This window comes from Corynebacterium evansiae, assembly GCF_027570065.1.
GTDB lineage: Bacteria > Actinomycetota > Actinomycetes > Mycobacteriales > Mycobacteriaceae > Corynebacterium > Corynebacterium evansiae.
On record NZ_JAKMUT010000008.1, the window covers coordinates 71,344 to 82,711 of the forward strand.

Here is an 11,368-nt window from a genome sequence, read left to right on the forward strand (position 1 = left end):
GAGCATCGAACCCTTAGTTGGCGCCGAGATGTTCGATATTTTTGAATCCTTGTCTTCAGCGCTTGTTAGATTGAGCACATGAATCGGACAACTGTGGTGGCAGATGCGTTGGCGATGATCCGCCTTGCGGACTCGGTACCTGCTTGGGCGATGCTTCGTGCCCATAACGCCCCAGCTGTTCTTTCTGTCTTAAGTGCTGTCTTCCAAGCAGGTAATCGCCAGATCGCCGGATCCGAGCTCACCCTAGCAGTGGAGTCCTTGCTGATCGATATTCGGGAACAGACCAATATGGAGCTGCCCAAGTCAGCCGTGGCTTATATCAATGACTGGGTGAAACTCGGATACCTTACGAGACGCAGCCCTCAGGGCTCGAGGGAAGAGTTTTACGAGCTCACCACGGACGCGCACGTTGCTATCGACTATGTCCAGCAGTTGATCAGTCCTCAGCGGGTGGTGACCAAATCCCGCCTCGGAACTCTATTCAATAATCTCCAGGATCTGGCGGCTGAAACAGATCCCGACGAAGCGAGAGCGATTAGTCGCCTGGAAGCTCAGCGAGATCAGATCCAAGACCGTATCGACAACATCCGCATGAACGGTGTCGGCGTGATTTCCGACGAAGAGGCAGTGGAGAGGGCACGGGAAATCCTGGCTCTGGCGAGGGATTTGCCCACCGACTTCTCCCGCGTTCGGGAGGAGGTTGAGAATGTCGATCACGAACTCCGAGAATCGCTCGTCGAAGGGCAGCTAAACGCTGGTGAGGTACTGGACAATGTCTTCCGTGGTGTAGATCTGATCGCAGAATCAGAAGCGGGACGGGCATTCAACTCCTTCTATGAGCTTTTCCTTGACCCGGAGCAATCAAAGCAACTCGATGCCGTGATGGATTCAGTGCAATCGCGGGACTTTATGGAGCAGCTCGGCCCGGAAGAGCGGAACGAGATCGCGCAATTGGTAGACATGCTCGATTCCTCCTCGGGACAGGTGCATACCTCGCTCACGGGCCTATCGCGGTCCCTAAGGCGCTTCGTGCAGTCCCGAGAAGCAGAATCGCAGCAGGCCCTCACACGGGCAATCAATCAGGCGCAGCAGCAAGCGCTCGAGCTCGCAAAACGAGGGATCGCGCCTTACGAGAAGATCGGCTACGAGCTCGAGCTGACGAGGCGGCAACCGACGTCGCTTTCCAGTTGGGAATTACACAACCCGAAGGAATACCGCATCGAGCGGTCAATGGAAGTCAACGAGTCAGGCGAGATCGACTTCGAACAGATGCGTCGGCGTATCCGGGAATCAGAAATTGACTGGCAGGAACTGCGCGACGCAATCAACGATGTGCTCGGCAGAAAGGGGCAAGCATCGATTCGGGAAGTCTTGGAAGAGCACCCTGCCACTCAGGGGCTAGCGAGTGTGGTGGGGCTCATCAAACTTGCGCATGATCACGGCGAAAGATCCGACGGTACAGAAGTCCTGCAGTGGGAGAGACCAAGCGGGAAAAGGTATCAAGGGCGGTATGAGCGTTTCGAATTTCGGAGGAAGGTTGGGCGCATCTAAATGGAAAACAAACTGTATGAAGGCGACACCGGAACCTTGACAGGTTTGCAGCGTCGTGCCCTGGCGGAACTCATCCGCGGCCCATACGTGTCGAGCGTGAAATCGCCAGATGTGTTTGCTGCGATATCCAACTCACGTGAGATTCTTGCCCAACAGCTGGATAATCTCTACCTCACTCTCATTCTCGACGAGCATGCAGGGGTTGCCTACACAAAGGCGTGGGAAGCGGATGTCCCTGAAAAGCGTGCGCTGCTACGCAAACAGTCGTTGACTTTTATGGACACGGTGGTGATTCTCCACCTGCGCCGTGAGCTGGTGACGACGAGCCCCAACGAGCGAACCATCGTGGATGAGGGTGAGGTTTTTGAGGCGACCCTGCCGTATCAAGGCCACGCTGGCACGGACAAGTCCACGCAGCGTAAGCGCTTTACTGCAGCGTGGAACAAGCTGAAGAGCTACTCGATTATTGCCAGCACCCCGACCGAGGGGCGTTTCGAGGTGTCCCCGGTGCTGCGCATCATCTTTTCCAGCGAAGAAATCGCCGCTGTCACCGAGTCTTTCCGAGCTCTCCTGGAGGAAGAACAATGACGACGACTCTGCCTGGCCAATTCCGACTCTCCCAAATCCAGGTTTATAACTGGGGAACATTCGACAACCTTCACTGTGTCGAGGTGCCGCGGGAGGGCTTCCTCATCACAGGCCCTTCAGGTTCCGGTAAGTCGACGCTGATTGATGCGATCTCGACGATTCTTGTTCCGCCCGGCAAGATTCGTTTCAACGCTGCGGCTGATAACCAAGCACACTCGGGCCGTAACTTGGTTACCTACTGCCGCGGTGCCTGGCGCCGCGAGCACTCGATCGAGGCGGACGAACTTACGCAGTCCTACCTTCGAACAGGTGCGACGTGGACGGGCGTCGCTCTACGCTATAGCGATGGGGCAGGGGAGACCGTAACCGCTTGCCGGTTGATGTTTTTGCCCGCTAACGCCTATTCGCGCCAGGAAATCACGGATCTTTACATTTTGCTCCCTCGGGCTGCCGATCTGACAGAGTTTGAGGATCTGGCACAGAAGAACTTGCCGGTTAGTGAGGCGAAGAAGACATACAGCGATGCCCTGCACGTCAGTCGAAATCATCCGAAGTTCAGTTTGGCGCTGCGCCGAGCGGTGGGGATCGCCGATGCCGGTGCTTTGGACCTGCTGAACCGAACGCAATCGGCTAAAACGCTCGGCGATCTTAATCACTTGATGCGTACCTTCATGCTGCCCGAACCAGAGACCTTCGAGATCGCGGAGCAAGCAGCGGAGAATTTCACAGACCTCCGAACGGCGTATGAGTCGGTGGTGAAAACTCGTGAACAGATTGAGCAACTGGCACCGGTGCGCGTGGCAGCAGAGAAGCGTGCAGGGGTCGAAAACAGGCTGACCACGGTAAAGGAGGACCGAGACGGCGTCGAAACCTTCGTCGACGAGTGGCGGCAGCGTTTCGCCGAACAGGAGCGGGATCAGTGGACTTCCGAGATTAAGACAGTCAGCGCGAAGATTGAAGAAGCCACCGGGGTTCGAGATGCACACCGGGCGCAAGCAGATCAACTGCGCACGTTGATTCATGGAGCGCAGGATTCTGCCTTGGTTTCTGCACAGGCTCGGCGTGACCGTTTGCAGGACCGGCTGGAGCGAGTGACCAAAGAGGAAGAGGCATTCAATTCCCGGCTCAAATCCATTGGGGCTGCAAAGCCCGGCAGTGTTGAGGAATTCACCAACCTTGTGCTGCAGTTGCGTGAAGAGCGGAAGCGGTTGAGTGCTGCATATGAAACAGAAGACGTAAAGCTGGGTCAGGCGCACGTGCGCGTTTACGAGCTGGGCGAGAACAAGGACAAGCTGGTCGCGGAGCTTGAGGCTTTGCGAAAATACGAATCGGCCATGGATAACCGGTTGCTCCGTGCGCGAGCCTTGATTGCAGAGAAGTCTGGAGTGCGGGAGTCTGACCTTCCATTCATTGCAGACCTCGTGAGTATGAAGCCTGGTGAAGACCATTGGCAAGGAACCGCAGAGCGAGTGATGGGCGGGTTTGCCCGGCGGATCCTTGTCCCAGACGAGCACTATGACCAGGTTTCTTCAGCTATCGATGACACCTATCTCGGTGCGAAAGTGAGCTACACCAGGTTCACTCGGGATCTGGAAGACCAGCGCCCGTCCCGTTTCGTACCGAACTCACTGGGGCTGAAAATCAACGTAAAGTCCGGGCGGTATCACGACTGGATCCAGACCCAACTTTCTACGAAGTTCGATTACTTATGCTGCGGCTCTGTGGAAGAGTTTCGTGCTGCCCGGCGGGCGGTGACTGCAAAGGGTCAGGTGAAACATAACCGCAACGATCACATTAAGGATGATCGCCGCCGAATCGATGACCGTTCGAACTGGGTGCTGTGGGGCAATCTCGCTGACAAGATCGATGCCCTTCAAACAGCGGTGCGCGACATCGTGGCGAAACTTGAAGACGCTGAACGGCGACGCAAGGCCATCGCGGCCGGCCAGGAGAAAAGGCGTGCCCAAATAGCCACGATCGAGCGGCTATTGGAGACGGAACGTTTTCAGGATATCGATGTGTCGTCGGTGACCCAGGAGCTTGCAGAAGCCCAGCGAGTCGTTGATGAACTTACTGATGGAAACGCGGAGCTGGCTGAACTGAAAGCGAAGTTGAAGGGCGTTGAAGCTACTCTCGACAAAGTCGAGGAGCAGGTCATGGCACAGCGGAACCAGCTTAGTGTCTCCAAAGTTCGCCTGGAGCAGGCAGAAGAAACGCTTGAGAAGATTCGGAATCGCCGAGGTGGGAAGACCGTCTCTGAGGACGTTGCGACCCGTCTGACAGAACGTTGCACGGCTATCGACCGCACCATTCGGCCCGATAACATCGATGCGCTCAACAATCGCCTCATTCGTGGTATCGAAGATCAGCTTGCAGACCTCAATGCGCACTTCACCAAATATTGTGGTGATCTGGTCAACGCAATGAACCTTTACTTGGTGCGCTGGCCTGATCGGGCGGGCGACCTCAAGGCGGATATGGAGTGGGAGCAGGATTTTCTTCGGGAACTGGGCAGGCTTGAAGCAGACGACTTGCCCCGTTTTGAACAGCGTTTCCGGGACATGCTGCAAGACGAAACCCACAAGCATCTGGGTCGGCTGCGCCGTTTAATCCGTGACGCGACAGCGAAGACTCGCAGCTCGATTCAGATGATTAATGATTCACTTGCGGAAGTCGAGTTCTATCCGGGTGCTTACCTGACGATCGAGGTGAGGGAGGCACAGCCCGCGATCGCCCGCAATTTCGTTGAACTTCTGGATTCCGCACTGGCAGGGATTATCAATGAAGCTGATCAGGAGGAGAGCGAGCACAGATTCCATAAGCTGCAGGCGGTGATCGACGCAGTGACGGTCTCGGACGGTACGACAACTCGTGATCGCCAGTTGCGTCTGGATACGAGGCAACACGTGAAGTTCCTGGGAGTGGAATACAGCGAGGATGGAACGCGCGGTGCGGTCTATGACTCGTCGGAAGGACTCTCGGGCGGCCAAGCCCAAAAGCTGTCCTCCTTCTGCCTGGCTGCAGCCTTGCGTTACCGGCTGACTGGGATGGGCTTGCCAGCCGCACAAGAAAAGAAATCCATTGTCCGGGTGGGGGAGGATATTTATCCGCGATTTGGCACGATCGTTCTGGATGAAGCTTTTGATCGTGCGGATACGGAGTTCACTCGGGCTGCGATGGAGGCCTTTCGCCGTTTTGGTTTCCACATGATTCTGGCCACGCCCGAGAAGCTGCTGCAGACCGTGCAGGACTACATCGGGGGTGTGCTGATGGTGGAATGCCCAGACCGGAAGCGATCGCGAACGAGTTCTCTGACGATCGAGGAGGTCCAGGATGAAGACTCCTGATCAGGTGCGCCAACGCGCTGCGGTCTTTTATTCACGTAACCACCGCAGCTGGTTGGCCGGGGAATTCAAGATGCTGACCATCAACCTGGATCCGCCGACTGGAAGGTCGGCAGAGCGTGATGACGGCGCTGCCGTGAGAGCCTGGGTGGCACAGTGGAACCGCAGTTCAATTACCGTCGAGTGGGAGGATAAAAAGCTCAGCTATTTGGGGACTTATTCGCTGCCCCGGCGAGTTGTTCTCGCGGACGCGGATACTGCGGCTCGCGTGGCCGGCAAACTCGATCATTGGCAACGCCTCCGCACGGTCTTGGACCGTTTCTGCACGGAATTGGGGGAGAGCGTTCGACCTGAGCTCATCAGGCACCTTTCTGCGTGGGACGACTGGAATGATACGACTGTGGAGCAGTTCATTGCTGTTGTCCGGTGGGTTCACGAGCACGAGGTCAGCGACTTTTATATTCGCGAATTGCCAATCTTTGGTGTCGATAGCAAATGGTTCGAGGCACACAGGGCGGTCGTTGAAGCGGTGGTCGGGCCACTGAACTTCAAGCCGAAGCCCCAGTTGGTAGAGGTCCGCAGCCTTGACCCGACACTGGGAATTGGCGGTTTTCGGCACTTGGCATGTCCGGCGGCAGAACTCCGTGAGATCCCGGGGGCGCGAGTTCTTATCGTTGAAAATCACCAGAGTTTCCTTGCCTTGCCAGACTTGCCCGCGACGGTCGCGATCTTCGGTGGTGGATTGAACGCTGCCAGGATCGTCCAGCAGATGCCATCGCTAAAGGCGAAGGAAGTTCTTTATTGGGGAGATCTAGATTCGCATGGTTTCTATATCCTGGAACTCGTCAGGCGATACGTGCCTCATGCGCGATCTGTCCTCATGGACCTGGATACGGTTCGTGACCACGTTGATCTTGCGGTGGAAGAACCGCAACCTAGCCGGTTCGAGCCTGAGCTGTTGAGCTACGGGGAGCGCTTGGCATTGGACTATCTCCGGGGGCGTTCTGCGGGCGGGTGCTTGCGCGTTGAGCAGGAAAGAATCTTGTTTGACTATGCGCAGCAGCAGCTGCGTCGGGCAGTGAGTTCCAGTGGGACTGGTGCATAGCAGCGGCAGTAGACCCGGAGCTTGTGAATCAGTCGGCTAATATTCCGCTCATGAGGAAAACCACCCTTTTCCACTGTTCCCGGCGCTCACCAGGAGCTTCACGACGCCGGTGATGCAGCGAAGATGAACTCCCTGCGCGTCGGAGTTTTGGGCGCCAACGACGGCATTGTTTCCGTTGCTGCCCTGCTTATCGGCATGATTGCCACCGGCGCGTGAGATAAGGCCATCTTGATGGCAGGCCTGGCTGCCACCATTGCAGGCGCGGTGTCCATGGCTTTGGGGGAGTTTGTGTCCGTGTCCGCTCAGCGGGACTCCGAGCAGTTCTTGGTGGCCAAGGAGAGGCAGGAGTTGCGGGAGGCTCCCGAGGAGGAGCTGGAGGAACTCGCGGGGATTCTTTCCGGCTACGGCATTAACCGGGATACAGCTCTCGAAGCTGCCCGGGAAATCCATAAGGAGGATGCCCTGCGAGCCCACTTGCAGCTGGAATTGGGCATTGACCAGAACGAGCTGACCAGTGCGTAGGCTGCAGCATTCTTCTCCGCGCTGTCCTTCCTGGCTGGTGCAGCCCTGCCGATGGTTTCGGTGTTCCTGGCACCGGCGGGCACGCAGGCATGGGTTGTCACCGCAGTGACGATTTTCTCGCTGGCGCTGACGGGTCTGATCTCGGCGAAGATCGCCGGCACGAGCGTGGCTCGCTCGATGATTCGCCTGGTCATCGGTGGCGGCCTGGGCCTGGCGCTGACGTACGGCGCGGGCGCGCTGTTTAGCGGCGTGGCTTAAGAATCGCATCTTCGACGAGGCATCGGCCCCGGTGTGGGGCGTGCCGGACACTTAGTGAGGTCAGTCACGGGGCATAATGGCTCCATGGCGAAGTTTTCCGAGGTCCTTACTCAACTGCGCGAGAATCAGCCGAAGGCGAAGTACGGCATCGCCTTCGAAAAGCTGATGGTTAATTACTTCCGCACAGACCCGACGCTGAAAGCACAGTTCGATGAGGTTTACCGTTGGGCTGATTGGCGTTACAACGGGGGCAAAGCGGATACGGGCATCGACTTGGTTGCCCGTCGTGTGGATGATGTTACGTGGACGGCTATCCAATGTAAGTTTTATAAGCCGACGACCCGCATCCAAAAGGCAAACCTGGATTCCTTCTTTGAGGCCTCGGGCCGGACTTTCGAGACTGAAGACGGAGTGCAGCACTTCGGCAGTCGCCTGATCATTTCCACAACTGATCGGTGGTCTTCCAATGCGGAAGAGATGCTGGCCAATCAGGTGATCCCCACCAGCCGAATCGGTGTGGCTGCGATCTCTGAGTCTCCAATCAACTGGGATATAGCCTTCCCGGGTGCAGCGATGGGGGATAGCGCTATCCAGATTAACCTCTCCCGCCGCGAAACTTTCGAACCTCGCCCGCACCAGCAGGAAGCTATTGATCGAGCCATTGCAGGCTTCACCACCCATGATCGTGGCAAGTTAATCATGGCTTGTGGTACGGGTAAAACTTTTACTGCGCTGCGGTTGGCCGAGAAGGTTGCGGATAATAATGGCGGTAAGGCACGGGTGCTGTTCCTGGTGCCATCGATTTCTCTGCTTTCGCAGACGCTTAAGGAATGGACCGCCCAGGCTCGGTTGGATATGCGCACTTTCGCGGTGTGTTCGGATTCCAAGGTTTCCCGCAGTGCAGAGGACATCGCTACTTATGATCTCGAGGTTCCGGTGTCCACGGACGGCGCTCAGATCGCGGAGCGTTTCGCATCCGGTAAGCGGGCAAAGGGGCTGCATGTGGTCTTTTCCACCTACCAGTCCCTACCAGCGGTGCACGATGCGCAGCAGCAGGGCTTGGACGATTTCGACCTCGTGATTTGCGACGAGGCCCACCGCACCACAGGTGTGACCTTGGCTGGGGAGGACGCTTCCAATTTCGTGCGTATCCACGATTCGGACTACATCCGTTCGGCGAAGCGGCTGTATATGACGGCGACGCCGCGTCTGTTCGATGACCAGGTCAAGGGTAAAGCCGCGGAGCACTCCGCCGAGCTCGCCTCCATGGATGATGAGGCTGTGTATGGGCCGGAGTTCTATCGCTTGGGCTTTGGCGAGGCAGTGGATAAGGGGCTGCTCACCGATTACCGCGTGCTCGTGATGACGGTGGATGAGGCTGTTGCTGCTGATGCCATGGCGCGTGGCGAGGGTGGCCAGCTGAACCTTTCTTTGGCTTCGGCGATGATCGGTGCCTGGAATGGTTTGGCAAAGCGTTCTGGTGATCTGCAAGGGCAGAAAGGCGGCTTTGATATTGATGCTGCTCCGATGCAGCGCGCGGTGGCCTTCGCCCAGGACATCAAGACCTCGAAGCAGATTGCTGAGTCCTTCCCATCCTTAATTTCTACCTACCAGCAGCAGCTCCGGGAGGCCTCGGTATTGGGGGATGTCTCCCTGCACAACGTGGATCTGCGCATCGCATCTCAGCACGTGGATGGGGCCATGAATGCGATGGAGCGCGGTTCAAAGCTCACCTGGTTGGAATCCACTCCCGACGAAGACCAGACTCGCGTGCTCACCAATGCTCGTTGTCTTTCCGAGGGAGTGGACGTCCCGGCCTTGGATTCGGTGATTTTCTTCAATCCTCGCAATTCGATGGTGGACGTGGTGCAGTCCGTAGGCCGCGTCATGCGTAAATCCGAGGGAAAAGACTATGGCTATATCATTCTGCCGGTCGCGGTGTCCCCGAATGTGCCGCCGGCACAGGCCTTGAACGATAACCAACGATTCAAGGTCGTGTGGCAGATTCTCAATGCACTGCGCGCCCATGATGACCGCTTTAATGCGAAGGTGAACTCTATCGCGTTGAACGAGGGCGCGGTGGACGAGCTTCCGCTATCTGTCGATCATGTCTCGAATGCCAAGGAGAAGCTGGATCGAGCAGAAGCCAAGTCGCAAGCGGAGCCTGCGGAATCGGATAAGGAAATCGCGCAGCAGATCGCCCTATTTTCTCTGGAGCGGTGGCAGGAGGCGATGTACACCAAACTGGTGGATAAGGTCGGCACCCGCACCTATTGGGAGGACTGGGCTGACGATGTGGCCACCATCGCTGAGAACCAGATCACCCGCATTCGAGCTCTGCTGGACGGTGCAGACGGCAAGTTGCGCAGGGAGTTCGAGAAGTTCGTCGAGGGCCTGCGCAATAACCTCAACGAGGGCATCACCGAGGATGATGCCATCTCGATGCTCTCCCAGCACCTGATCACCGCGCCGGTGTTCAACGCACTCTTCGAAAACCATGACTTCATCACCCACAACCCAGTGGCCCAGGTGATGGAGAAGATGGTTGCGGCGCTCTCCCGTGAGAATCTGGATACGGAGACGGAGTCCCTGGAGAAATTCTACGAGTCCGTGCGCGTGCGTGCCTCCGAGGTCTCCAGTGCTTCTGGAAAGCAACAGGTGATTAAGGATCTCTATGAGCGCTTTTTCCGCAAGGCTTTTAAGAAGCAGTCAGAGGCCCTCGGTATTGTCTACACCCCGGTCGAAATCGTTGATTTCATCTTGCGAGCGGCGGACGAGGTCTCCCAAAAGCACTTCGGCAAGGGACTTACCGACGAAGGCGTATGCATCCTAGACCCGTTCGCGGGAACATCCACGTTTACGGTTCGCCTCCTGCAGTCCGGCCTCATTAAGCCGGAGGATCTCGCTCGGAAATACGCCAGCGAGCTCTTCGCCACGGAAATCATGCTGCTGGCCTACTACGTCTCTGCTGTGAACATCGAGACCACCTACAACGCTCTTCGCGAGGAAGCTGCGCAACGCAACGGTGAACCAGCCCCGGAGTATATTCCGTTCAGCAATATCGCGCTGGCCGACACCTTCCAGATCCACGAGGACGGCGACATCCCGGATCTGCACATTTTCAAGGAAAACAACGCGACCATCGAGCGCCAGAAGAACGCACCCATCAACGTGGTGATTGGAAACCCGCCGTATTCGGCTGGTCAGAAGTCCGCGAATGACCTCAACGCGAACCTGAAGTACCCGAGCCTGGACAAGCGCATCGCGAAAACCTACGCGGCGAAGTCCACGGCGACGAACAAGAACTCGCTCTACGACTCCTACCTGCGGGCATTTCGCTGGGCTACTGACCGTATCGGCGACCAGGGTGTGGTCGCCTTCGTTTCCAACGGTGGCTGGATCGATGGCAATACTGGTGATGGCGTGCGTTTGTCCATGGCTGAGGACTTCACAGACCTGTATGTTTTCAATCTGCGCGGCAATATGCGCAGTGCTGACTGGCGCGCGGAAGGTGGCCAGATTTTTGGATCCGGATCGCAGACTACGATTGCAGTATTTATTGGCGTTAAGGATCCAAAAAAGGCCGACTTCACCCTACGTTATACACAGACTCCAGATGGCTCTAGCCGTGACGAAAAATTAAAGATTGTAGAGACTTCGACCGTCAATGGCGTTGATTGGCAGCCAATCATTCCGAATAAGGAAGGGGACTGGCTGAACCAGCGCAGTGACGAGTTCGCGACGTGGCCGGTCATTGGGGAGAAGAAGGGTAACTCGACCACCTTTTTCTCCGTATTCTCAGCTGGGCTTCAAACAAATCGAGATGCATGGGTTTATTCATTTAATCATGCTCAACTAGAGCGTCAGCTTGTGAAAACTGGCCAAGCATATGAGCAGACTCGCGCTGCTTTCCGGGAAGACGTGCTTCCCAGAAAAGGAAAAGGAGAGGCACTTGTCAACGATTTTTTAAAGACCAATCCGGAATTCTCTGATACTCAAC

Annotated in this window: 5 protein-coding genes and 1 pseudogene; all 6 read left to right on the forward strand. The window is 56.7% G+C overall.

The genetic code is table 11. The features are described from left to right. Positions 1-78: 78 nt before the first annotated feature. Positions 79-1,551, forward strand: coding sequence for a DUF3375 domain-containing protein (locus L8V00_RS09070; RefSeq protein WP_269944823.1), 1,473 nt, complete (start codon positions 79-81; stop codon positions 1,549-1,551). Further along, the gene (locus tag L8V00_RS09075) at positions 1,552-2,139 is read left to right on the forward strand and encodes a DUF4194 domain-containing protein (protein WP_034986850.1); all 588 of its coding nucleotides are present in this window, start codon (positions 1,552-1,554) and stop codon (positions 2,137-2,139) included. It begins immediately after the preceding gene. After that, entirely contained in the window at positions 2,136-5,486 is a 3,351-nt protein-coding gene (locus L8V00_RS09080) for an ATP-binding protein (protein ID WP_269944824.1), read from the forward strand. The genes L8V00_RS09075 and L8V00_RS09080 overlap by 4 nt, the downstream gene beginning before the upstream one ends. Further along, positions 5,473-6,588: a DUF3322 domain-containing protein gene (locus tag L8V00_RS09085; protein ID WP_034986854.1), complete on the forward strand. Its 1,116-nt coding sequence runs from the start codon at positions 5,473-5,475 to the stop codon at positions 6,586-6,588. Before L8V00_RS09080 ends, L8V00_RS09085 begins: the two co-directional genes overlap by 14 nt. A 123-nt stretch (positions 6,589-6,711) precedes the next feature. Further along, positions 6,712-7,368: pseudogene (locus L8V00_RS09090) on the forward strand (VIT1/CCC1 transporter family protein). Positions 7,369-7,452: 84 nt separating this feature from the next. After that, positions 7,453-11,368 (forward strand): restriction endonuclease (locus L8V00_RS09095; RefSeq protein WP_269944825.1); only part of this gene is annotated, 3,916 nt, incomplete at its 3' end.

Coding starts and splice junctions, on each gene's coding strand:
- L8V00_RS09070 (WP_269944823.1), top strand. CDS start 79: ATGAATCGGACAACTGTGGTGGCAGATGCGTTGGCGATGATCCGCCTT.
- L8V00_RS09075 (WP_034986850.1), top strand. CDS start 1,552: ATGGAAAACAAACTGTATGAAGGCGACACCGGAACCTTGACAGGTTTG.
- L8V00_RS09080 (WP_269944824.1), top strand. CDS start 2,136: ATGACGACGACTCTGCCTGGCCAATTCCGACTCTCCCAAATCCAGGTT.
- L8V00_RS09085 (WP_034986854.1), top strand. CDS start 5,473: ATGAAGACTCCTGATCAGGTGCGCCAACGCGCTGCGGTCTTTTATTCA.